At 66.4% G+C, this 22,842-nt stretch carries 23 protein-coding genes; 10 read left to right on the top strand and 13 right to left on the bottom strand.

Annotated features, from left to right (window positions below):
- Nucleotides 1–46 precede the first annotated feature (46 nt).
- From BW38_RS08420 to BW38_RS08450, 7 genes are all read right to left on the bottom strand, one after another.
- The gene (locus BW38_RS08420; protein ID WP_032976653.1) at nucleotides 47–763 is read right to left on the bottom strand and encodes a haloacid dehalogenase-like hydrolase; all 717 of its coding nucleotides are present in this window, start codon (nucleotides 761–763) and stop codon (nucleotides 47–49) included.
- On the bottom strand, nucleotides 760–1,554 hold the full coding sequence (gene trpC / locus BW38_RS08425) for an indole-3-glycerol phosphate synthase TrpC (protein ID WP_025874616.1): 795 nt from the start codon (nucleotides 1,552–1,554) through the stop codon (nucleotides 760–762). The genes BW38_RS08420 and trpC overlap by 4 nt, the downstream gene beginning before the upstream one ends.
- A gap of 74 nt (nucleotides 1,555–1,628) precedes the next feature.
- Nucleotides 1,629–2,660: an anthranilate phosphoribosyltransferase gene (trpD, locus tag BW38_RS08430; RefSeq protein WP_025874615.1), complete on the bottom strand. Its 1,032-nt coding sequence runs from the start codon at nucleotides 2,658–2,660 to the stop codon at nucleotides 1,629–1,631.
- 16 nt (nucleotides 2,661–2,676) lie between these two features.
- The gene (locus BW38_RS08435) at nucleotides 2,677–3,264 is read right to left on the bottom strand and encodes an aminodeoxychorismate/anthranilate synthase component II (protein ID WP_032976652.1); all 588 of its coding nucleotides are present in this window, start codon (nucleotides 3,262–3,264) and stop codon (nucleotides 2,677–2,679) included.
- A gap of 2 nt (nucleotides 3,265–3,266) precedes the next feature.
- Nucleotides 3,267–4,049, bottom strand: coding sequence for an SIMPL domain-containing protein (locus BW38_RS08440; protein ID WP_032976650.1), 783 nt, complete (start codon nucleotides 4,047–4,049; stop codon nucleotides 3,267–3,269).
- Between the two features lie 67 nt (nucleotides 4,050–4,116).
- The gene (gene trpE / locus BW38_RS08445) at nucleotides 4,117–5,592 is read right to left on the bottom strand and encodes an anthranilate synthase component I (RefSeq protein WP_032976649.1); all 1,476 of its coding nucleotides are present in this window, start codon (nucleotides 5,590–5,592) and stop codon (nucleotides 4,117–4,119) included.
- A 176-nt stretch (nucleotides 5,593–5,768) separates the two neighbouring features.
- Nucleotides 5,769–7,928: an XVIPCD domain-containing protein gene (locus BW38_RS08450; RefSeq protein ID WP_235189960.1), complete on the bottom strand. Its 2,160-nt coding sequence runs from the start codon at nucleotides 7,926–7,928 to the stop codon at nucleotides 5,769–5,771.
- A gap of 323 nt (nucleotides 7,929–8,251) precedes the next feature.
- Here BW38_RS08450 and BW38_RS08455 point away from each other — a divergent pair, with 323 nt between their 5' ends.
- Both BW38_RS08455 and BW38_RS08460 read left to right on the top strand, forming a co-directional pair.
- Nucleotides 8,252–9,115, top strand: a complete 864-nt coding sequence (locus BW38_RS08455; RefSeq protein WP_051585043.1) for an ankyrin repeat domain-containing protein — start codon at nucleotides 8,252–8,254, stop codon at nucleotides 9,113–9,115.
- An 11-nt stretch (nucleotides 9,116–9,126) separates the two neighbouring features.
- The gene (locus tag BW38_RS08460) at nucleotides 9,127–9,993 is read left to right on the top strand and encodes an ankyrin repeat domain-containing protein (protein WP_051585041.1); all 867 of its coding nucleotides are present in this window, start codon (nucleotides 9,127–9,129) and stop codon (nucleotides 9,991–9,993) included.
- Nucleotides 9,994–10,001: 8 nt separating this feature from the next.
- Here BW38_RS08460 and yegS read toward each other — a convergent pair whose 3' ends face one another.
- From yegS to BW38_RS08485, 5 genes are all read right to left on the bottom strand, one after another.
- The gene (gene yegS / locus BW38_RS08465) at nucleotides 10,002–10,934 is read right to left on the bottom strand and encodes a lipid kinase YegS (RefSeq protein ID WP_032976647.1); all 933 of its coding nucleotides are present in this window, start codon (nucleotides 10,932–10,934) and stop codon (nucleotides 10,002–10,004) included.
- A 258-nt stretch (nucleotides 10,935–11,192) separates the two neighbouring features.
- Nucleotides 11,193–11,780 (bottom strand): hypothetical protein, encoded by a 588-nt coding sequence (locus BW38_RS08470; protein ID WP_032976646.1) that lies wholly within the window; start codon nucleotides 11,778–11,780, stop codon nucleotides 11,193–11,195.
- Nucleotides 11,781–11,806: 26 nt separating this feature from the next.
- Nucleotides 11,807–12,286: a GNAT family N-acetyltransferase gene (locus BW38_RS08475; RefSeq protein ID WP_032976645.1), complete on the bottom strand. Its 480-nt coding sequence runs from the start codon at nucleotides 12,284–12,286 to the stop codon at nucleotides 11,807–11,809.
- A 57-nt stretch (nucleotides 12,287–12,343) separates the two neighbouring features.
- Nucleotides 12,344–13,018, bottom strand: a complete 675-nt coding sequence (rpe, locus tag BW38_RS08480; RefSeq protein ID WP_025874606.1) for a ribulose-phosphate 3-epimerase — start codon at nucleotides 13,016–13,018, stop codon at nucleotides 12,344–12,346.
- A 57-nt stretch (nucleotides 13,019–13,075) separates the two neighbouring features.
- Nucleotides 13,076–13,405, bottom strand: a complete 330-nt coding sequence (locus BW38_RS08485) for a DnaJ domain-containing protein (RefSeq protein ID WP_025874605.1) — start codon at nucleotides 13,403–13,405, stop codon at nucleotides 13,076–13,078.
- A gap of 144 nt (nucleotides 13,406–13,549) precedes the next feature.
- Here BW38_RS08485 and BW38_RS08490 point away from each other — a divergent pair, with 144 nt between their 5' ends.
- The 8 genes from BW38_RS08490 to BW38_RS08525 all read left to right on the top strand — a co-directional run bounded on the left by BW38_RS08490 (nucleotide 13,550) and on the right by BW38_RS08525 (nucleotide 21,760).
- Complete coding sequence (locus BW38_RS08490; protein WP_032976644.1) at nucleotides 13,550–14,476, top strand: phosphoribosylaminoimidazolesuccinocarboxamide synthase; 927 nt, start codon at nucleotides 13,550–13,552, stop codon at nucleotides 14,474–14,476.
- Nucleotides 14,477–15,037: 561 nt separating this feature from the next.
- Nucleotides 15,038–15,523, top strand: a complete 486-nt coding sequence (locus tag BW38_RS08495; RefSeq protein ID WP_025874603.1) for an Mpo1-like protein — start codon at nucleotides 15,038–15,040, stop codon at nucleotides 15,521–15,523.
- A gap of 332 nt (nucleotides 15,524–15,855) precedes the next feature.
- The gene (locus BW38_RS08500; protein WP_032976643.1) at nucleotides 15,856–18,684 is read left to right on the top strand and encodes a monovalent cation/H+ antiporter subunit A; all 2,829 of its coding nucleotides are present in this window, start codon (nucleotides 15,856–15,858) and stop codon (nucleotides 18,682–18,684) included.
- Entirely contained in the window at nucleotides 18,684–19,061 is a 378-nt protein-coding gene (locus BW38_RS08505) for a Na+/H+ antiporter subunit C (RefSeq protein WP_025874601.1), read from the top strand. The genes BW38_RS08500 and BW38_RS08505 overlap by 1 nt, the downstream gene beginning before the upstream one ends.
- Complete coding sequence (locus BW38_RS08510; protein WP_032976642.1) at nucleotides 19,058–20,593, top strand: monovalent cation/H+ antiporter subunit D; 1,536 nt, start codon at nucleotides 19,058–19,060, stop codon at nucleotides 20,591–20,593. Before BW38_RS08505 ends, BW38_RS08510 begins: the two co-directional genes overlap by 4 nt.
- Nucleotides 20,590–21,096, top strand: a complete 507-nt coding sequence (locus BW38_RS08515; RefSeq protein ID WP_032976641.1) for a Na+/H+ antiporter subunit E — start codon at nucleotides 20,590–20,592, stop codon at nucleotides 21,094–21,096. Before BW38_RS08510 ends, BW38_RS08515 begins: the two co-directional genes overlap by 4 nt.
- A complete protein-coding gene (locus tag BW38_RS08520) occupies nucleotides 21,093–21,377 on the top strand; it encodes a K+/H+ antiporter subunit F (protein WP_025874598.1) in 285 nt (94 codons plus the stop codon). Before BW38_RS08515 ends, BW38_RS08520 begins: the two co-directional genes overlap by 4 nt.
- Nucleotides 21,374–21,760 (top strand): Na+/H+ antiporter subunit G, encoded by a 387-nt coding sequence (locus tag BW38_RS08525; protein WP_025874597.1) that lies wholly within the window; start codon nucleotides 21,374–21,376, stop codon nucleotides 21,758–21,760. Before BW38_RS08520 ends, BW38_RS08525 begins: the two co-directional genes overlap by 4 nt.
- Nucleotides 21,761–21,868: 108 nt before the next feature.
- Here BW38_RS08525 and BW38_RS08530 read toward each other — a convergent pair whose 3' ends face one another.
- Nucleotides 21,869–22,828 carry a sodium:calcium antiporter gene (locus tag BW38_RS08530; RefSeq protein WP_032976640.1) on the bottom strand — a complete coding sequence of 320 codons (960 nt, stop codon included), beginning with the start codon at nucleotides 22,826–22,828 and terminating at the stop codon, nucleotides 21,869–21,871.
- Nucleotides 22,829–22,842 lie beyond the last annotated feature (14 nt).

Genomic DNA, 22,842 nt, shown 5'->3' with positions numbered 1-22,842 from the left:
GCGGCCGGCACTACCGGGTCCCTGCCCGGCGGGCAGGCGGGATCGATTACGCCTTGTCGCCACCGCGGTCCACGCAGCCCCAGTTGAGGATGCGGGTGCCGGCCGGCAGCACGCGGCGGAAGAATTCCACCTTGGCAGGCTTCGGATTGACCACCACCGGCGCTTTCGCCGCCAGCAGCAGCGGGAGATCGGCGGTGCTGTCGGAATAGGCGATGTCGATGTCGCCGTAGCCGCGCTCGCGCAGCATGCGCATCTTCTCTTCGTTGTGGCAGTGACGGGTCGGCCCTACCCCGCCCAGACGCGGCCCCACTTCGGTGCCGATCACCGGCACGTCCTGGTGAGCGACAAAGGCCAGGATCGCACGGGCCAACTCCGGCGGCGCACCGGTGGCCACCACCACGCGGTCGCCCTTGGCACGATGCGCGGCGAACACCTCCAGCGCCTGTGGCAACAGCTTGGCGCGCATCTGCGCTTCGTTGCGCAGCACGTAGGCGTCGATCACCCTGTTGAACTCACGCGCGCGGTGCAGCCCGAAACTGCCGATCCAGACATAGACCGAGATACCGGCACGGCGGGTCGGCAGCATCGCCACCATCGGCCCGGCGATCGGGGTGACCAGCAGCGCCGCCAGCATCCGCAGCGGGTTGCGCTTGATCAGCGAGGCGAACAGGTGGGTGCCCGAATCGCCGTCATACAGGGTGTGGTCGAAGTCGAAGACCACCAGCGGCGCATCCTCGCGCGGCGTTGGATAGTACGTTTTCATGCTGCGAAGAATAGCTGACGCAGACCCTCGCCCGGCTCTTCCACGCGCATGAAGGCCTCGCCGACCAGGAACGCGTGGATGCCGGCATCGCGCATCAACGCCACGTCCTGCGGGCCGAGAATGCCGCTCTCGGTGACCAGCAGGCGATCGCGCGGCACGGCCAGGCGCATGTCCAGCGTGGTCTGCAGCGACACCTCGAAGGTGCGCAGGTTGCGGTTGTTGATGCCGATCATCGGCGCCGGCACCTGCAGCGCACGCTCCAGTTCGTCGATGTCGTGCACTTCCACCAGCACGTCCATGCCCAGCGACATCGCCAGTTCGGACAGCGTGGCCAGCTGCGTATCGTCCAGCGCGGCGACGATCAGCAGGATGCAGTCGGCGCCGAGCACGCGCGCCTCGACCACCTGGTAGGCGTCGATCACGAAGTCCTTGCGCAGCACCGGCAGCGTGCAGGCATCGCGGGCCTGCTGCAGGTAGACGTCGGCGCCCTGGAAGAAGTCCACGTCGGTCAGCACCGACAGGCAGCTGGCGCCGCCGAACTCATAGCTGACCGCGATGTCGGCCGGGCGGAAGTCGGGGCGGATCACGCCCTTGGACGGGCTGGCCTTCTTCACTTCGGCAATCACCGCCGGATCGCCATTGGCCACCGCGGCCTGCAGCGCGCGCACGAAACCGCGCACCGGTGGCGCATCGGCCAGCGCGGCCTGCAGCTCCTCAAGCGGCCGCTGGGCGCGGCGCTGGGCTACTTCTTCGGCCTTGCGGGCCAGGATCGTCTGCAGGATATCGCTCATCGTCGTCGGGTCGGTGCTGGGGCGGTGAGGACGACCATTATCGGCCATCGGGTGGGTCAGGCTGAACCGCGCGCTCAGGCAACCAGCGCGCGGGTGGTATCGACATACTGCTGCAGGCGGGCACGGGCGCTGCCATCGGCGATGACCGCGCGGGCACGGGCCAGGCCGTCGCCGATATCGCTGGCTACGCCGGCCACGTACAACGCTGCGCCCGCATTCAGGGCGACGATGTCCAGCGCCGGACCCGGCTCGTTGTCGAGCACCGCGCGCAGCATGGCAATGGATTGCTCCGGGCCGTCCACGCGCAGGTTGCGGCTGGCCGACATGGCGATGCCGAAGTCTTCCGGATGGATCTCGTACTCGCGCACCTTGCCGTCGCGCAGCTCACCCACCAGGGTGCCGGCGCCCAGCGAGATCTCGTCCATGTTGTCGCGGCCCCAGACCACCATCGCACGCTCGGTACCCAGCTCGCGCAGCACGCGCGCCTGGATGCCCACCAGGTCGGGATGGAACACGCCCATCAGCACCGACGGTGCGCTGGCCGGGTTGGTCAGCGGCCCGAGGATGTTGAAGATGGTGCGCACGCCCATCTCGCGACGCACCGGCGCCACCACCTTCATCGACGGATGGTGGATCGGCGCGAACATGAAACCGATGCCGGTCTGTTCGATGGCCGCCGCCACCTGCGCCGGCTGCAGCTCGATCGCCGCGCCCAATGCCTCGACCGCATCAGCGCTGCCGGACTTGGACGACACGCTGCGGTTGCCATGCTTGGCTACGCGCGCGCCGGCGGCAGCAGCAACGAACATCGCGCAGGTTGAGATGTTGAACGTATGCGAGCCATCGCCACCGGTGCCGACGATGTCGACCAGGTGGGTGGTATCGGCGACCGGCACAGCCAGCGCGAATTCGCGCATCACCGTCGCCGCGGCGGCGATCTCGTCGATGGTTTCCTTCTTCACGCGCAGGCCGGTGAGGATGGCGGCGGTCATCATCGGCGAAACATCGCCGCGCATGATCTGCCGCATCAGGTCGACCATTTCGTCGAAGAAGATTTCGCGGTGTTCGATGGTGCGTTGCAGGGCTTCCTGGGGGGAGAAGCTCATCGGAATACTCCTTGGATCAGGCAGCCGGGCGCTGCAGGAAATTGCGCAGCAGCGCGTGACCATGCTCGGTGAGGATCGATTCGGGATGGAACTGCACGCCCTCCACCGGGAACTGGCGGTGGCGCAGGCCCATGATCTCTTCGATCGAGCCATCCTCGTTCTCGGTCCACGCGGTCACTTCCAGCGCGTCGGGCAGGCTGTGCTTGTCCACCACCAGCGAGTGGTAGCGGGTGGCCTGGTAACCGTCCGGCAGGCCGGCGAACACGCCCTTGCCTTCATGGCGGATCGGCGAGGTCTTGCCGTGCATGATGTTGCCGGCGCGGATGACCGTGCCGCCGTAGACCTGGCCGATGCCCTGGTGGCCCAGGCACACGCCGAGGATCGGCGTGGTCGGGCCCAGGCGCCGGATCAGCTCCAGCGACACGCCCGCTTCGTTGGGCGTGCACGGGCCGGGCGAAATGACGATGCGTTCGGGCTTCTGCGCGGCGATCTCGTCCACGCTCATCGCATCGTTGCGCACCACCTTCACTTCGGCACCCAGCGTCTGCAGGTACTGCACGAGGTTGTAGGTGAAGCTGTCGTAGTTGTCGATCATCCACAACATGGTCAGGTTCCGTCGCTTATCAGGAAAATGGCGTACACGTTTTCGGTGTAGGTGATGGGGCCGGCTTCGATGGATTCGGACAGGCGCGAGCCCGTGGTCTCGATGCTGTTCATCGGCGCCTCGGGCGAGGGCGGCGAAGGCGGCGTCACCAGATCGCCGCTGCGGGGCCAGTTGCCTGCCTGCACGCCGTAGGCGAAGTTCGGGGCCACGTCGGAGATGCTGTAGAGGCCGGTGATGCGCGCGCCATAGGCCGTGGCAAGGTGCTTGGCGGAGGCGCGTGTCTGCGTTGCCGCTTCGGCCTTGAGTTCGCCACGCAGTGCGGCTTCCTTCGAGTAGCCAGGCCGCATGCTGCTGATCTGCAGGTCATCGCTGGCATCGACCGCGCGCAGGAAGGCCTGCAGGTCGCCGGTGGTGCCGAAGCTGCCTTTCAGCCGCCGGCTCACCCGTGTCCCCAAGTATTCCTGCTTGCCCTGCACGCTGTAGCGGTAGTCCGGCTGGATGGTCAGGTTGTCCGCCACCACGCTTGCCGGAAGTGCATGGTTGCGCTTGAACGCACCCAGCACCGCATCGACATTGCCCTGCACGCGCGAGCGCGCTGTATCCGGCTGAAGATCGGTGGACTTGACCAGCAGTTCGACGGTGAACCGGTCCGGCATCACCGTTCGCGCGCCCTCGCCCTTCACCAGCAGGTGCGGCTGCGAGGGAATGGTGTTGGCCTGCGCCCAGGCAGACGGGGCCATCGTGGCCAGCAGCGACGACCACAGCAATGCGCTCAGCAGCTTCATGCGGTACTCCTTGTCTTGAACGGAAACAGCGAGGGGTGCTGCGGCGCAGGCCACAGCACGGGGAAACTCACAGGCCCTTGGCGGCCTGGGCGACGGCACGGAACAGCGCGCGGCCCTTGTTCATCGTCTCGTCCCATTCCTTGTCCGGGTCCGAGTCGTAGACGATGCCGGCGCCGGCCTGCACGTACAGGCGGCCGTCCTTGATCACGGCGGTGCGGATCGCGATCGCGGTATCGGCATCGCCGTGCCAGCCGATGTAACCGATGCTGCCGGCGTAGACATTGCGCTTGATCGGTTCCAGTTCGCGGATCACTTCCAGCGCGCGGATCTTCGGCGCGCCGCTGACCGTACCGGCCGGGAAGGTGGCGCGCAGCACGTCGGCGTAGCTCAGGCCCGGCTGCAGCTGCCCGGTCACTTCGCTGACGATGTGCATGACGTGGCTGTAGCGTTCGATCACGAACTGCTCGCCCACTTCCACGGTACCGGCTTTGGACACGCGGCCGGCGTCGTTGCGGCCCAAGTCGATCAGCATCAAGTGCTCGGCGCGTTCCTTCGGATCGGCCAGCAGCTCGACTTCCAGCGCCTGGTCCAGTTCCGGCGTGGCGCCGCGCGGGCGGGTGCCGGCGATCGGGCGCACGGTCACTTCACCGTCCTGCAGACGCACCAGGATTTCCGGCGAGGAGCCGACCACCTGCAGGTCGCCGACATCGAGGAAATACATGTACGGCGACGGATTCAGTGCACGCAGCGCGCGATACACATCCACCGGGCGCGCCTTGAATGGCACGCTCAGGCGCTGGCTGAGCACCACCTGGAAGATGTCGCCGGCACGGATGTACTCCTTGCTGCGCTGGACCGCATCGACGAAGCCTTCGCGGGTGAAACCTGAAACGAAATCGGACTCGTCCAGCACGTCGCTGGTGAGTGGTGCCGGATAGCCGGCACCCGGCGCGCGCAGCCTGGCCGCCAATGCGTCCAGGCGCGCTTGGGCCTGTTCAAAGGCGCCTTCGACGCGCGGGTCGGCGTGCACGATCAGGTACAGCCGGCCCTTCAGGTTGTCGAACACCGCCAGCTCATCGGAGTGCAGCAGCAGGATGTCCGGAGTGCCCAGTTCGTCGCGGCCGGCCGGCGATGCCAGGCGCGGCTCGATGTAGCCGATGCACTCGAACCCGAACCAGCCGACCAGGCCACCGGTGAAGCCCGGCAGGCCTTCCAGCTTCGGCACCGAGTGAGCACTGCGCAGCGCCTCGACCTCGGCAAACGGATCGGCCACCTCGCGGGTTTCCACCACTTGGCCGTCCTCGCGCACCGTCAGGGTGTGGCCGTGGAAGGCGTACACGCGACGTGCCGGCAGGCCAATGATCGAGTAACGACCAAAGCGCTCGCCGCCTTCGACGGATTCAAACAGGTAGGTATTGGGGCCGTCGGCGAGCTTCAGATAGACCGAAAGCGGCGTGTCCAGGTCGGACAGCACTTCGCGGACAACGGGAATATGGGTGTGGCCTTCAGCGGCCTGCTGCTGAAACTGAGCGTGCGAGATCAAGACGACTTTCCTTCCGGGACACAGCGTTATGGGGACGGACGACGGCAACAGGCCACCATCGCCACCAACGGCGTGCGGAAGAAAGGGTATGCGGGGTCGTCAGGCTGGACACCCAATGACTGTATCGCAGCTTTGGCCGCAGGGAAACCCTTTGGCGACGGGCGGTTTACGCCGCCCTAGCCCATCCGCCGTGCCTGTTCCTGGGTCTCGTGCACCTGCTGCTGGGCCAGCGACACCCCCTGCGCCTGCTCGCGAGTGGCATTGATCGCGTCCATCTGGGCGGTGCTCGCGCTCAACGGCTGGGCCATGCCCGCCGCCACTTCGACGTGGGCATGTCGACGGTGCGCGGCGTTCAGGTCAGGCGTATCCACCGCGAAGGCGCGGCTGTGGTCGTCGCTGAGCACCACGTGGGAAATGGACTCCAGCCCCTCGCGCTTGGCCTGCACGGCCAGTGCGCCGGCGAGCTGGTCGCTCTGCAGGTCAGGCACCCGGTTGTGGGCGCGGTCCAGCGCGTGGACCCCGGTCTGGGCACCCACAAACAGGGGGTTGCCGGCATGGGAGGGATGGTCGATGCCGATCGCCTGCGCCGAGGGTTCGGCGGCACGGCTGGCCTGCCGGCTTTCGGCGGCAGGCTGGACGTGCGGGGGCCGCTCGACCAGTTTCCGGGCGGCGGCCTCCTGCTTGATCAGTTCCGAGTCCAGGCTGGGGATGACCGTCGGATCCATGCCATGGCGGGCGGTCGCCTCACTGAAGGCCGGCATCATTCCGCGGATGACGCGTTCGGACTTGTCGAGGTTGTGCAGCTTCGCTGCGTCCAACGCCAGGTTGCCGGTCGGCAAGTGGGTCGCAGCGGCAGCCCCGATGCCCACCGCAGCACCCCCTACCGCGGACAGTGTGATCGGCGCCTTGGCAGTAATGCCCTTCACATGGGAGGCCACCAGGTCATAGCCGCGGTCAACATGGGCGCCGGCGGTGGCGAACCCGTTCTGCAGCTTGCCAGCGACCCATTGGCCGTCGTGGTTGATGGCGGCGGCCACGCGCTCGCCCGCCGCGCGCGTGCCTGCGGCATCAGCAAGGGCCTGCTTCGTCGCATGCTGCGCATGTTGCTCGCCGTGGTCACGGACGTCTTCGGCCTGCTTGGCAAGCCTGCCGGCGACGTTGTCCGCGCCCACCCGGCCAGCGACCCACGACAGTGCGGACAGGCCATGGGAGCGGGTCTGCGATTCGACGCGGTGCAGGGTGGATTCGATGCTTCCGGTCAGTTCGCGCCCCGAAGCAACCACCGTGCTCGTCGCCCGGGTACCCAACTGCAGGCTGGCCGAGCCCATGTTCACCACCTGGCCGATGACCATGCCTTCGGTCTTCAGCACACGCTCGACGCCATCGCCCGTTCTGTCCAGCACCTGGGCAGTGGCAGCGCCCGCCCGCTCGACCTGCTCGCCGGCCAGGCGACCGCTACGCATGCCGTAGGCCGTGGCGTGCAGCACGGTGGACAACGGCCCCGCCAGTTCCGCCACCTGGCTGGGCGGCGCCACGTGCGGGCGATCGACGAGTGCCCCTTGCGCATCGCGGGTCTTGGGCTCAAGCAACAATTCCAGGCGCCCTGCCGCGAGCGGAATATCGCGCAACGCCTGCTGGCCAGGCTGGCTCGCCAGCTGTTCGATGAACTGTGCGGCGGAGGTCTGCGCTCCTGGGGGCAGCATCTCGCGCAGCTTTTCACCGACGACCTTCTGCATGGCCGGATCCTTCAGCACCATGCCCAGCTCGTTGGCAAGCACGCCGTAGCCACGACGTTGCTGCTCGCTCAGGCGGTGCATGCCGTTCTGCACATCGTTCAGCACTTCACCGGTGGTCTGATAGGTGTGCACGGTCTGCTGCGTATCGAAGGTTGGCAGGCCGTTGTCCTTGGCGAAACGTGCCGGGGTAGCCGGATGCAGGCCGGCGGCGTTGAACGTGGTGGCACGTGCGCCGGTGACTGCGGACGCGGCGGACGCCATGCCGCCACCGAGGGAGTGACCGGCGATTTCGAAGCCACCGGGGCGCTCCTGATTGACGATGGAGGCAAGACGCATGGCGCGATCGTAGTAATCGCTGCGCATGCCAATGCCCTGCTGACCGTTGTTGAGGAAATCCTCGCCACCGGATTCGCGTTTTCCATCGGGCGCCAGAGGATCAACAATCTCACCCGTAGATCCCTTGTAGACCACGACAGGTTTCGCATCCTCGCCGAAGACGCGCTTGTCCGGGATGTAGATTTCGGCACGGAATCCCGATTCAGGTGGCTGTAACAGGTCGCGGACGGTTGCGTCCGACAGTTCGAAGCCCGCCGCACGCAAAGCTGCAGGATCCGTGCTTGCGCGAGTCCAGCCCGCCGGCGGTTCGCCAGCATGCTTGGCTGACTGATACACATCGGAGGCAAGTCCAGACATCTCACGTGCGTGGTATGTCTCCTGCAAGCGATCTGCATCTTCATTGTGGCCGCTTGCGCGCAACTGCTCCACAAGCTCGCGCTGTTCCTGGACTGCGCGTGCCCGCGCGTCAATGTCGTGATCCTTCATGGCAAGCTCCATCCACCTTGAGGGGACATGCCCCCGCGACACATATCGATTATCAGATCCGTTTGCTAATGTCACGTCTCGAGCACCGTTGCGGAATCAACATGCCCATTCATGTTTTTGAAAGTTTGAAAAGGACGTTCCCGATAGTGCTCTACGCCATCTTTCTGATGGTGAGCGGATGCGCCTTTTCATCGAGCCATGGCGCCGAACAGTACTTCGACGGAAAAAACCTCGAGCTTGCGATAGCAACCGAGCATGGCGATTCGGACACCGTTCGGCGCCTGATAAAGAACGAAGGAGTTAATCCCGACAGAGTCTTCGCTCGTGACACTGGAATCCCCCTGATGGCGTGGCCCATTCGGGCGAGGAATCTTGATGGGTTGCGCGCTCTCCTGGACAACGGCGCAGATCCGAATGCACGCGTATACAAGACGGTGGACGGGCGCAGGCTTGGTTACAACAATGCGATGGTCTACGCGGCAAAGATGGACGACCCTCGCTTCCTGGAGCTGCTCCTGAAGCATGGCGGAGACCCCAACACCCGCAACTCAGCCAACGAGACTCTACTGCTGCAGGCATTCCTCAGCGGAAATCAGTGGAAGAACATCCAGGTACTGATTGAGAACGGGGCCAACATCAATGAATCAAGCCTGGACCTGGGCGATGACACGGTCCTGAGCTGGTACACGACGCGAGGCGGCTTCGACTACGCATACTGGCTACTGGAACATGGTGCTGATCCAGCGATTGCAAAGCCGGAAGGGTCCAGCCAGCCTGGCCGGCAGAAGATGGTCGAGGACATCTACTGGGAAATCACCACGCCGGACAACCTGCCGTGGCAGAAGAAATGCCAGCAATGGCTGGCTGAGCGCAACATCCCCCGCCCGCCGATGCCCGAACACATCCGCAGGAAGCGCGAGGCCTTCAAGTTCCCGAGCAAGGAAGAAGACATTCCGCTGCTGTAAGGAGCTCTGACATGGACGTTCACCTGCGACGCATCATTGCGTATCCCGCCCTTCTGGCAGCAGCGCTGTTTCTGATTCCGGGCTGCACGCCACAGTCAACGCATGGTGCCAGCAGCTACTTCAAGGGCAAGGCGCTTGAGCTGGCCGTTGCCAGCGAGCAAGGGGATGCCGACACGATCACGCGCTTGGTAAAGGACGAAGGCGTCGATCCCGACAAGGTCTTCGCTCGCGATGCTGGCATCCCCTTGGTGGCGTGGCCCCTCCGGGCGAAGAATCTTGATGGGTTGCGCGCTCTCTTGGACAACGGCGCAGATCCGAATGCACGCGCATACAAGACGGTCGATGGACGCAGACTTGGTTACAGCAACGCCATGGTCTACGCAGCCAAGATGGACGACTCCCGCTTCCTGGAGCTGCTGCTGAGGCACGGGGGAAATCCCAATACACGAAATGCCAACAATGAAACGCTTCTCTTCCAAGCCTTCATCAGTGGAAACCAGTGGAAGAATGTCCAGACCCTGGTCAAGAACGGCGCAGACGTGAATGAATCCAACCGCAGAAGCCTGGGGGATGACACCGTGCTGAGCTGGTACACGGGAAGAGGCGGATTCGACTACGCCTACTGGTTGCTGCAGCATGGCGCAGATCCCACCATACCCGAGCGCGTGCCCCAGAACTCTGGCAGGACGGCTCGGCAATTGATGGTCGAGGACATCTACTGGGAAATCACCACACCCGACAACCTGCCGTGGCAGAAGAAATGCCAGCAATGGCTGGCTGAGCGCAACATCCCCCGCCCGCCGATGCCCGACCACATCCGCAGGAAGCGCGAGGCCTTCAAATTCCCGAGCAAGGAAGAAGACATTCCGCTGCTCTGATTCCTGTGTCAGCTGCCGGAAAGCAGCACGCAGTCATCCGGCAGATGCATCCGCACCCTGGCCGCCACGCAGTCGATGCGGAAGCGGCGTGCCTGCACCGGTTCGCCATCCAGGTTCAACGTCAACGGCTGCGGTGCGTCGATCTGCAGCCACGGCAGCTGCGCGCGCGTGGCGACACGTTCCAGCGCCGCCTCCTTGCCGCCGGTCAGCATCTGTCCAAGGGTGGCTGCGACTTCACCCTCCAGTTCCGGCACCACGGTGACGTCCAGCAGGCCGTCATCGATCAGTGCCTGGGGGCACAGCTGCTGGCCGCCACCGGCCTGACGGCCGTTGCCGATACCCAGCGCGATGAACCCACCTTCCCACTGGAAGTCCGGCCCGCTCAGGCGTGCGGTGATGGGTTCGATGCGGCCGAGCTTGGCGATACCGGTGATGACATAGGCCAGTCCGCCGAGCATCTTCTTCAAGCCGGCATCGGTTTCCACCGTGACCTGGGTACCGAAGCCACCGCTGGCGAGGTTTGCGCACCACCATGGCTTGCCGTCGGCATCGACGCGCAGCAGGTCCATGGGGCGTGGGTGGCCGCCGGCAACCAGTGCGAAGGCCTCCTGCGGCTCCACCGGAATGCCGGCAGCGGTGGCGAAATCGTTGGCGGTACCCATCGGGACCAGCGCGAGCGAAGGCAGCGCCTCAGCCGGCTCGTCGCGATGCGCCAGCGTCTCGGCGACCGCGCTGAGCGTGCCGTCGCCGCCGGCCGCCACGATCACGTCCACGCCGTGGTCGATGGCCTCGGCGACATAGCGCTCGGCATCACCGTCTTCCCAGGTCACCCGCACTTCCAGCTGCACACCGCGTTCGCGCCAGTGGCCCACGGCCTCGCGCAGGTCATCGTTGCCTGCGGACTTGCCGTTGAGGATCAGGCGCCAGCGGGGGGTGCTCATGCGGTGCTTCCAGGGAAGGGCGGCACAGGCTAGCAACCGCGCGTTCGGGGCCAGTGAAAGGCAGCGGCCACCGTTCAGGTCAGGGCGCTGGGCTCGCCCGCGCGGCATGTCATGCAGGTGTCATCGGCCACCGGGAGAATGGAAGGCCATAGCAGGGACGACGGATGGAGGCAGGATCAGCCTCCCACGCATGCAGCAAGGCCACGCCAGTGTTTGGCGTGGCTTTTTTTTACCCATCGCGCGGGTGTAGAGGCCGGCTCACAGGTAAGCCTCGATGGGACCGTGCAGGAGGCAGCTGTCGAAGGCATCGATGCTGCACAACATCGCTTCATCAATTGCGTACTCCTGCAACAGAAGGTCGAGCGCCGGAACTCCGGTCACGAACCTGCGTTCCACCCGCGTCTGCGCGTCCTGCATGGCGTAGTCGTAGTCGAAGCCATAGGCGGTCTCGGTGAAGCGTGCGGCATGGGTGATCAAGCGCAGCTCGTAGGTGTCTTGTTCGCCAGGAATGACATGGGCGAAGCAGCGCAACCCGGCGCCCACCGAAGCCAGCTCCGCTGCCAGCGCCCATCCCTTTTCAAGCGCCGCGAATGGCCGCGGCGGCGGCGATGGGTGGCGGCGACGCCAAAGCACCATGGCGTGTTCCACGTCATGGCCAGCGGCCTGCAGCTCGATGGCCGCCTCGGCGGCACCCAACCCTGTGCGGTGCCCGTAATCGGCCACGAGCTGATCAACCACCAAGGCGTGCGCCTGTGACAGGTCACCGCCGGAAGCCTCCAGCGCCTGCCTGCAGACAGCAATCGGGGCCGGCAGCCGCTGGCGGAGTGCGGCAATGGCGTATTTCATCGGCACACCAGTCACCAGGAAACGGCCTACCCGGCGAATGTCTTCAGCGCCTCACCTTCCAACCGGTACACCGTCCACTCGTCCTGCGGTCTGGCGCCGGCTGCGGTGTAGAACTCGATGGCCGGCGTGTTCCAGTCCAGCACTGACCATTCGAAGCGACCACAACCTTCAGCTACCGCCTGGCGGGCGATGTACTTCAGCAGCGCTTTGCCCGCGCCGGAGCCGCGTTTTTCCGGGCTCACGTACAGGTCTTCCAGATAGATGCCCTTGCGCCCCAGCCAAGTGGAATAGTTGTAGAAATACACCGCGTAGCCAATGGCTTCACCGTTGGCCTCGCAGACCAGCGCGCGGGCGGTGGCGTCGGCGCCGAACAGGCTTTCGGCGATGCCGATCTCGTCGGTCTGCACCGACTGCTCGGCCTTCTCGTAGATCGCCAGTTCGCGGATGAACCGAAGGATCAGGCCGGCGTCGGCGACGGTGGCCGGGCGGATGTTCAACAGTGCCATGGGCGAAGAGGGAACGGAGGGAATTGAACGAGCTTAATCCCCTCCGTCCCCTTTTTGTCAGCGCGCTGCAGCGACGTTGGCGCGCATCTGCGCGATCACGTCCTGGTAGCTGGTCTTGGCGTTGAAGATGGCCGAGCCGGCGACGAACGTGTCGGCGCCAGCGGCGGCGATCTCGCCGATGTTGTCGGCCTTCACGCCACCATCGATCTCCAGGCGGATGTCACGGCCGCTGGCATCGATCTTCTGGCGCACCACGCGCAGCTTGTCCAAGGCCGACGGAATGAAGGCCTGGCCGCCGAAGCCCGGGTTGACCGACATCAGCAGCACCAGGTCGAGGTCGTCCAGCACCCAGTCGAGGATGTCCACCGGGGTGGCCGGGTTGAGCACGATGCCCGGCTTGCAGCCCAGCGAGCGGATCAGCTGGATGGTGCGGTGCACGTGGCGGCTGGCCTCCGGGTGGAAGCTGATGTAGGTGGCACCGGCCTCGGCGAAGTCCGGGATGATGCGGTCGACCGGCTCGACCATCAGGTGCACGTCGATCGGCGCGGTGACGCCGTGCTTGCGCAGGGCTTGGCAGACCATCGGGCCGATGGTCAGGTTGGGCACATAGTGGTTGTCCATCACATCGAAATGGACCCAGTCGGCACCCGCGGCCAGGACGTTGTCGACTTCCTCGCCCAGGCGGGCGAAGTTGGCCGAGAGGATGGAAGGAGCGATGAGGCAGTTGGACATGGCCGGGGCCTTCGGAACGGGGAAAGGGGTCTCCCGCCCGCAGGCGGGGCAATGGGGTCAGCGCTTGCGCAGGGTCTTGATGCGGTCGTAGGCGGCGTTGATGCGCCGCGACTTCTGCTCGGCCTGCTGCTGCAGCTCGGGGGCGGCGCCGCCCAGCTTGTCGGGGTGGTACTGGGAGATCAGCTTGCGGTAGGCGCGCTCGACCTCGGCATCGGTGGCCTCGGAGGTCAGCCCCAGCTCGCGGTACGGGTTCTCCTTGTTCAGGCGGAACCAGTCGCTGTCGAAGGCATGCCCCAGCAACAGGCCGACCACCGCGCCGAACAGCGGATTGGGCCGGAACAGCAGGGCGCCGGCGATGAATCCGAGCAGTTTTCCGTACCAGCGCATGGCGCTCCGGGGTCGGCCGACGAAATGGACGCTCATTTTACGTCACAGCGGGCCCGGACCGCTTTACACTAGGCCGCCCGCTGACCAGTTGCGGGCCCGCCGGGTCCCCTGGGCAGCCGTCTCGACGAAGCCCCAGGAGTGCCCGTGCCAACCACGCTGTTGCAATCCGATCTCCCCGGCCTGCCCTTGCGCCACCGCGGCAAGGTGCGTGATGTGTTCGATATCCCGCGCGAGCGACTGCCGGCCGGTACCCCACCGGGGGACTACCTCTTGATGGTCGCCACCGATCGCCTGTCGGCGTTCGATGTGGTCCTGCCCGACCCGATCCCGGGCAAGGGCGAGATGCTCTGCCAGGTGTCCAACTTCTGGTTCGCCAAGACCGCGCACCTGATGCCCAACCACCTGACCGGCATCGATGTGGCCAGCGTGCTGCCCGAGGGCGTGGACGCGGCCCTGTACGCCAAGCGCGCGGTGGTCACCCGCAAGCTGAAGCCGGTACCGGTGGAAGCCATCGCCCGTGGCTACCTGATCGGCAGCGGCTGGAAGGACTACCAGCGCACCGGCAAGGTCAGCGGCATCGAGCTGCCCGACGGCCTGCGCCAGGCCGAGCAGCTGCCCGAGCCGATCTTCACCCCCTCGACCAAGGCCGCCGTTGGCGACCATGACGAGAACATCGACTTCGACGCGATGGTGAAGACGGTCGGTGCGGAGATGGCCGAGCGGGTGCGCGACGCGACGCTGCGCATCTACAAGTTCGCGGCCGATTACGCACGCGAGCACGGCATCATCCTGGCCGACACCAAGTTCGAGTTCGGTACCGACGCCGACGGTCGCCTGTACATCATGGACGAGATGCTGACGCCGGATTCCTCGCGCTACTGGCCTGCCGACGAGTACGAAGTGGGCACCAGCCCGCCGAGCTACGACAAGCAGTTCGTGCGTGACTACCTGGAGACGCTGGACTGGGGCAAGACCGCTCCGGGCCCGAGCATCCCGGCGGAGATCATCGAGCGCACCCGCGCCAAGTACGCCGAAGCGCTGCAGCGCCTGGCCGGGATCAGCGTCGACTGATTCCCCTGCGCCCCCGGCCCGCGTGGCGGGGGCGTTCTGAGTGCGGTAGTGCCGGCCGCTGGCCGGCAACCCCGGCGAAACTGCAGCCAGGCATGGCCTGGCTCTACTGGCGGTTGGCAGTGCCGGCCGCTGGCCGGCAATCCCCGCGAACCTGCAGCCAGGCATAGCCTGGCTCTACTGCCGGTTGGTAGTACCGGCCGCTGGCCGGCAACCCCGGCGAAACTGCAGCCAGGCATGGCCTGGCTCTACTGACGGTTGGTAGTGCCGGCCGCTTGCCGGCAACCCCGGCGAACCTGCAGCCAGGCATGGCCTGGCTCTACTACCGGTTGGTAGTGCGGGCCGCTGGCAGGCAACCCCGCGAACCTGCAGCCAGGCATGGCCTGGCTCTACTGGCGGTTGGTAGTGCCGGCCGCTGGCCGGCAACCTCGGCGAACCTGCAGCCAGGCATGGCCTGGCTCTACTGGCGGTTGGTAGTGCCGGCCGCTGGCCGGCAACCCCGCGAACCTGCAGCCAAGCATGGCCTGGCTCTACTGCCGGCCCCGCCCGGGGTATGCTGGCCACATGCAGACCAGCACCCAGCTTGCGCGTCCGATCGACCGCTATTTCGCCAGCTACTCCGACGACCACCGCAATGTGGTCAACCAGCGCATCCACGTGGTGGCGGTGCCGGCGATCCTGTGGTCGGTGGTGGCCCTGCTGTGGTGCGTGCCGCCGCTGATCACCTGGTTCCAGTACGGCATCTGGTCGGCGTTCGCGATGTTCAGCGCGTGGTGCTTCTACAACAAGCTGTCGCGTCCGCTGGGCATCGGCATGCTCATCCAGTTCTTCGTGTTCGGCTGCCTGTGCCGGCTGCTGGAAGCGGAAATCGGCCTGCACAACCTGCGCTCGCTGGCCATCGGCGTCTTCGTCGTCGCCTGGATCGCGCAGTTCATCGGCCACAAGTTCGAAGGCCGCAAGCCCAGCTTCCTGACCGACCTGACCTACCTGCTGATCGGCCCGGCGTGGGTGATGGCCAAGGCCTATCGCAAGCTCGACTGGCGCTACTGACCAGCGTCGCCGCGTCGACGCCTTCGTTTCCTGAACGGGCAGATCCCGTCACCGACACTGCACGGCGCGCCTGCCAGCCTGCCGCGGTGACCTCCTCACCTTGCCCCGCCCAGCGGCGGCGGTCCCTGTGCGACAGGGGCTGCGCTATCCCTGCGTGGGCGTAGGGTGGACCTGCCCACCGGGTCCTGATGGGTCATCCGCGCGGCATGCTGCATCGCAGAAAAAATGAATCAGCGCACGTTACATGCAATTGATCGCTGTTCAATGGGTTTCGGCGACATTTGGCAGCCTGTTATGCTCCCTGACCTGCTCGTGAATCATGGATTCCCTGCATGCTCCCCAGCCTGCCCCTGCTGCTGGCCCTGCCGTTCCTCATGGCAGTGGCTGTCGCAGCCTTCCCCCGTAGTTCGCGCTCGACTGCTGCCTGGCTGGCGGCGCTGGCGCCGTTGGGCGGGCTGGCGATCCTCGCCTGGCTGACCCCATCGGTGCTTGATGGCCAGGTGGTGCGCACGATGGTGCCGTGGCTGCCGCAGATCGGCCTGGACTTCACCCTGCGCCTGGATGGCTTGGCCTGGATGTTCGCGGGGCTGGTGCTGGGCATCGGCGCGCTGGTGGTGCTGTATGCGCGCTATTACCTCAGCAGCCAGGACAACGCGCACCGCTTCTATACCTACCTGTTGCTGTTCATGGGCGCCATGCTGGGCATGGTGCTGTCGGGCAACCTGTTGCTGCTGATGGTCTTCTGGGAAATGACCAGCATCAGCTCGTTCCTGCTGATCGGTTTCTGGTCGCACCGCCAGGACGCGCGCGAGGGCGCGCGGATGGCGCTGGTGATCACCGGTGGCGGCGGCCTGGCGCTGCTGGCCGGCGTGCTGCTGATCGGCCGCATCGTCGGCAGCTTCGACCTGGACGTGGTGCTGGCCGCCGGCGAGCAGATCCGCGCCAGCGCGCTGTACCCCTATGCCCTGTTCCTGGTGCTGGCGGGCATCTTCACCAAGAGCGCGCAGTTCCCGTTCCACTTCTGGCTGCCGCATGCGATGGCCGCGCCCACCCCGGTGTCGGCCTACCTGCACTCGGCCACCATGGTGAAGGCGGGGGTGTTCCTGCTGGCGCGCCTGCATCCGGCATTGGCCGGCAGCGATCTGTTCTTCTATACGGTCAGCGGCATCGGTGCGATCACCCTGCTGATCGGTGCCTGGAACGCGATCTTCCAGCATGACCTGAAGGGCCTGCTGGCCTATTCGACGATCTCGCACCTGGGCCTGATCACCCTGCTGTTCGGCCTGTCCACGCCGATGGCGGTGGTCGCCGGCGTGTTCCACATCATCAACCACGCCACCTTCAAGGCCTCGCTGTTCATGGCCGCCGGCATCATCGACCACGAGACCGGCACCCGTGACATGCGCAAGCTGGGTGGCCTGCGCAGGCTGATGCCGTTCACCAGCGCGCTGGCGATCATCGCCTCGCTGGCGATGGCCGGCATCCCGCTGCTCAACGGCTTCCTGTCCAAGGAAATGCTGTTCGCCGAAGCGCTCTCGGCGGGCGGCACCGACACCATGCGCACGGCGGTGTCGATCGCCGCGCTGCTGGCCGGTGTGTTCGGCGTGGCCTACAGCCTGCGCTTCGTGCACGACACGTTCTTCGGCAAGGGCCCGCATGGCCTGGACCGCGTGCCGCACGAGCCGCCGCGCTGGATGAAGGTGCCGGTGGAGATCCTGGTGGTGATCTGCGTGGCGGTGGGTATCGCCCCGGCCGTGACCGTGGCCCCGGTATTGCACGCGGCAGCCGCCTCGATCCTCGGCAGCGCGATGCCCGAATACAACCTGTCGATCTGGCATGGCTTCAACCTGCCGCTGGCGATGAGCGCCGCTGGCGTGGTCGGTGGCGTAGCCCTCTACTTCGGCCTGCGCAAGCTGATCGATCTGCATGCGGTAACCAACACCACGCCGGGACGCAACGTCTTCCACCACCAGCTGGACCTGCTGTCGGCCGGTGCGCAGCGGTTGACCGCCGGCATCGCCAACGGCAGCCTGCAGCGCATGCTGCTGGGCCTGGTGCTGGTGGCGATCGTGGTCGCCGCCGCGCCCTACATCGCCAACCCGGCCTCGCCGGAATGGACCAGACCGCAGCCGATACCGCTGCTGGGCTGGGCGTTGTGGCTGGTGATGATGTCCTGCGCGGTGGCGACCCTGCGCATGTACAAGCAGCGCCTGCTGGCCGTGCTGCTGGTCGGCGGCGTCGGCCTGATGGTGGCGCTGACCTTCGTGTTCCTGTCCGCACCGGACCTGGCGCTGACCCAGCTGCTGGTGGAGATGGTGACCCTGGTGCTGATGCTGCTGGGCATGAACTACCTGCCGGCACAGTCCGGCCCGGAGCGGCCGCGCTGGCGCAAGCGCCGTGATGCGCTGATCGCGATCGTGGCCGGTGCCGGCCTGGGCGCGCTGGCCTACAGCGCGATGACCCTGCCGCCGAACACCATGGCCGGCGAGCTGCTTGCCCGTGCCCTGCCCGAGGCGTACGGCCAGAACGTGGTCAACGTGATCCTGGTCGACTTCCGCGGCTTCGATACCTTCGGCGAGATCACCGTGTTCGGCATTGCCGCACTGGTCGTGCATGCGCTGCTGCGTCGCACGCGGATGGCGCCGGAGCAGATCATGCCCGGTCCGCCGATCAAGCTGCCGGTGCCGGCCGATCTGGCCCAGATCATGTTCCCGCTGACCCTGACGGTCTCCATCTTCCTGTTCCTGCGCGGCCACAACGCGCCGGGCGGCGGCTTCATCGCCGGCCTGGTGCTGGCGGTGCCGCTGCTGATCCAGTACGTGATCCAGGGCACCGCCTCGGTGGAGTCACGCTTCGGCTTCGACTACATCCGCTGCATCGGTACCGGCCTGCTGATCGCCATCCTCAGTGGCGCCGCGTCGATGCTGTTCGGCGTGCCGTTCCTGACCAGCGGCCACCTGGACCTGCACCTGCCGTTGATCGGCGATGTACCGCTGGCCAGCGCGATTGGTTTTGATATCGGCGTGTACCTGGTGGTGTTCGGTGGCGCGATGCTGATGCTGTCGATGATGGCCACCGTCAAACCCTCGCGGACGCGCACCGCGCGCAAGGGCGAGATCGACCTGCAACGCCGCTCGGCACGAACGGGGGAGATGCACTGATGGAACTGGCCCTGGCCTCTGCGATCGGCGTGCTGACCGCCATCGGCATCTACCTGCTGCTGCGCGCGCGCAGCTTCGATGTGATCCTCGGCATGACCTTCCTGTCCTACGCCACCAACCTGCTGATCTTCGCCGGTGGCCGCGTGGTGCAGGGCAAGGCGCCGGTGCTGCAGGAAGGCGTGGAAAGCCACCTGGGTAATTACACCGACCCGCTGCCACAGGCGCTGGTGCTGACCGCCATCGTCATTGCCTTTGCGATGACCGCCGTCAGCATCGTGCTGGCCATGCGCAGCCGCAGCGACAACCACAGTGACCACGTGGACGCGCACGAGCCGGACGACGATGCACCGCCGCGCCGGGGCGAGGACCGCGCATGAATCATCTGGTGATCCTGCCGATCCTGGTACCGCTGCTCGGCGCTGCGCTGTCGCTGTTCGTCGAACACCGCCGCTATGGGCCGAAGGTGCAGCGCGCCGTGGCGTGGACCGCGCTGGGCGCGCTGGCGGTGGTGGTCGGGCTGTTGTTCGCCGACACCGCTGGCGGCGACATCCGCGTGTACCTGCTGGGTGACTGGCCGTCGCGCCTGGGCATCGCACTGGTGGCCGACCGGCTGTCGGCGTGGATGCTGCTGACCACCCTGCTGCTGGCCATCCCCTGCCTGCTGCATGCGTGTTCGGGTTGGGACCGGCGCGCACCGCACTTCCATGCGCTGTTCCAGTTCCAGCTGGTCGGCCTCAACGGCGCCTTCCTGACCGGCGACATCTTCAACCTGTTTGTATTCTTCGAGGTGATGCTGATCGCCTCTTACGGCCTGCTGCTCAGTGGCGGCCGTGGCCTGCGCATGCGCATCGGCCTGCACTACGTGGTGTTCAACGTCACCGCCTCGACCCTGTTCCTGATCGCACTGGGCCTGCTGTACGCCTCGCTGGGTTCATTGAACATGGCCGAGCTCTCGCAGCGCATCGCCGAAGTGCCGCCTGCGCAGCTGACCCTGGTGAAGGCGACGATGGGCCTGTTGCTGCTGGTGTTCTGTGCCAAGGCCGCGCTGATGCCGCTGTACCTGTGGTTGCCCGAATCGTATGCGCGTGCGCCGGCTGCGGTGGCGGCGCTGTTCGCGATCATGACCAAGGTGGGCCTGTATGCCGTGCTGCGCATCCAGATGCTGTGGTTCGGCGAGGATGCGGGGGCGATGGCCGGCTACGGCCGCGACTGGCTGCTGTGGGCCGGCGTAGCGACGCTGGTGCTGGGTGGCCTGGGCGCGTTGGCCGCCGCGCGCCTGCGCGTGCTGATTTCGTATCTGGTGATCGTCTCGGCGGCCACGTTGTTCATCGCCTTCTCGGTGGGCACGCCTGAGGTGCTGTCGGCCGGCCTGTACTACCTGCCGCACAGCAGCTTCGTCGCCGCCGCACTGTTCCTGGTCGCCGACCTGATCCGACGCCGCCGTGGCGGCGCCAGCGACCGCAAGGAAGTGATCGCACCGATGCCCGGCAAGGAGACCCCGGCCGTGCTGTTCCTGATTGCGGCGGTGTCGGTGGCCGGCCTGCCGCCGCTGTCCGGCTTCCTGGCCAAGGCCGCGCTGTTGGCCGGCATGCCGGCGCAGTACACCGGCGCGGTGTGGACCGCAGTGCTGGTCAGCAGCCTGCTGGTCATCATGGGCCTGACCCGCGGCGGCATCCGCCTGTTCTGGCGCGTGCCGCTGCCCGATCCCGATGCACCGCCACCGCGCAAGGCACCACTGCGCCGTGTGGAGCTGTTTGCGGCCTGCATCCTGCTGGCGTACGGCATCGGCATGACCTTGTTCGCTGCCCCGCTGATGCAGCACACCGACGCCATCGCCACCCAGCTGCTGCAGCCGGGCGACTACGCGCAGCAGCTGCGCGCGACCACGCCGGAGATCCGCCAGCCATGACCGCCAAGCGTTCCCCGATCCGCCGCCTGCTGCCCTCGCCCGCGCTGAGCGTGATGGTGGTGGTGTTCTGGCTGTTGATGTCCGACAGCTTCACGCTTGGCCAGTTCCTGCTGGGCCTGCTGCTGGGCGTGGTCATTCCGCTGTTCGCCGCGCGCCTGGACCGCGAGTTCGCCCGCATCGGCACCCTGCGGCCGCTGCCGAAGCTGCTGTTCGTGACCCTGTGGGACATCCTGATGTCCAACATCCGCGTGGCCATCCAGGTACTGGGCCCGGAAAAGTACATCCACCCTGGTTTCATCTGGCTGCCGCTGGACATCGCCAACATCCACGGCATCGCCGCGCTGACCAGCATGATCACCCTGACTCCCGGCACGGTGTCGGCCGCCCTCAGCGACGACCGCAAATTCCTGCTGGTGCACGTGCTGCACCTGGAAGACCCGCAGGAGCTGATCGACACGATCAAGCGCCGTTATGAAGCCCCGTTGATGGAGATCTTCCCATGACTGGATTCCAGATCATCCAGACCACCCTGGTGGTGTGCATGCACGTGGTCGGCCTGGCCATGCTGCTGGCCACCTGGCGCCTGCTGCGCGGGCCGACCGTGCCCGACCGCATCCTTGCACTGGATACGCTGTCGGTGACCGCCATCGCCGAACTGATGCTGTTCGGCATGTACCTCAATTCGGCGATCTACTTCGAGGCGGCGCTGATCATCGCCATGCTCGGCTTCGGCAGCACCGTGGTGCTGAGCAAGTTCGTGCTGCGCCGGGACATCGTCGAATGATCACCTTCATCCAGATCGCGCTGTCGATCCTGCTGCTGTTCGGCTGCTTCTTCATCCTGGTCGGCGCACTGGGCCTGGTGAAGCTGTCCACCTTCTTCAAGCGCCTGCACGCACCGACCAAGGCCAGCACGCTGGGCGTGGGCTGCGTGCTGGTGTGCTCGGTGTGCTACCACATCTTCCTGGGCCAGGACCCGCAGCCGCGCGAGCTGCTGATCACCGTGTTCCTGTTCATCACCGCACCGATCAGCGCGCACCTGATGGCCAAGGCCGCACTGTCGCTGCTGATGGAAACGCGCCCCAGCCTGCCGGGCAACGAGCGTGCCGAAGACGAGCAGCTGCCGCCGCCGGAACCGGAGCGCGAAGAGGAAACCACCGCGCGTTGACGGTGGGTGCCGACCGTTGGTCGGCACGACCCCGGATAACCGCCAGTAGAGCCAGGCCCTGCCCGGCTGCGAGTTCGCCGAGGTTGCCGGCCAGCGGCCGGCACTACCTCAGACCGGTGTGACCAGCGCGATTTCCAGCCCCAGCCAGGCCACGAACGCGCCCAGCAGTACCGCACCTTCGATGCGGCTGATGCGCAGGTCGCCGCGCAGCATCGGGTACAGCACCAGTGCGAAGGCCAGCACCGCCGGCAGTTCCAGGCGCACGAACGAGGCCGGCAACGCCAGCGGCTGCAGCAGCCCCATCGCACCGATCACCAGCATCAGGTTGACCACGCTGGAGCCGAGCACGTGGCCCAGCACCATGTCGCCGTGACCACGGCGTGCTGCCGCGACCGCGGCCGCCACCTCCGGCAACGCAGTGCCGATCGCCACCGGCAGCAGACCCACCAGCAGCGGCGTCCAGCCCAGCGCGGCGCCGAAATCAGCGGCGGCACCGACCACCAGGCGCGCGCCCCAATACAACGCCAGTGCGGCAACCAGCAGGCGCAGCAGGTTCAACGGCAGGCTGGTGCGGCTCAGGGCCGACTCGGCAATGATCGCCTGTACCTCGGCGCTCTCATGGCGTCCGCGACGCAGCAGCAGGAACTGCACCACCACGAACCCGGCCACCAGCACGCCGGCCTCCCAGCGCAGCAGGCGGCCATCGAGCCCGAACACGATCAGCAGCAGGCCCGCGGCCAGCAGCCCCCACCACAGCACGGCCTGCAGGCGCGCGCGCAGCAGCAACGGCGCGACCATCGCGGCCACCGCCAGGGTCAGGCCGAGATTGACCACGCTGCTGCCGACGGCATTGCCCAAGGCCAGCTCCGGCTGGCCCACCACCAGCGCGCGGGCGTTGACCGCCAGCTCCGGCAGCGAGGTGGTGATACCCAGCAACAGCAGGCCTGCGGTGAATGCACTGGCGCCGAAACGCTGCGCCAGGCCGGACACGGCTTTGACGATGGAGTCCCCGCCCAAGGCCAGCAGCAGCAGGCCGAGCAGGAACCAGGCAATGGCAATAGCGATCATCGGGCGCTCCCCAG

The organism is Stenotrophomonas sp. RIT309, assembly GCF_000632045.1.
Taxonomy (GTDB): Bacteria; Pseudomonadota; Gammaproteobacteria; order Xanthomonadales; family Xanthomonadaceae; genus Stenotrophomonas; species Stenotrophomonas indicatrix.
Note: the sequence above shows the minus strand (reverse complement) of the source record. Positions and strands in the feature narration are given on the sequence as shown.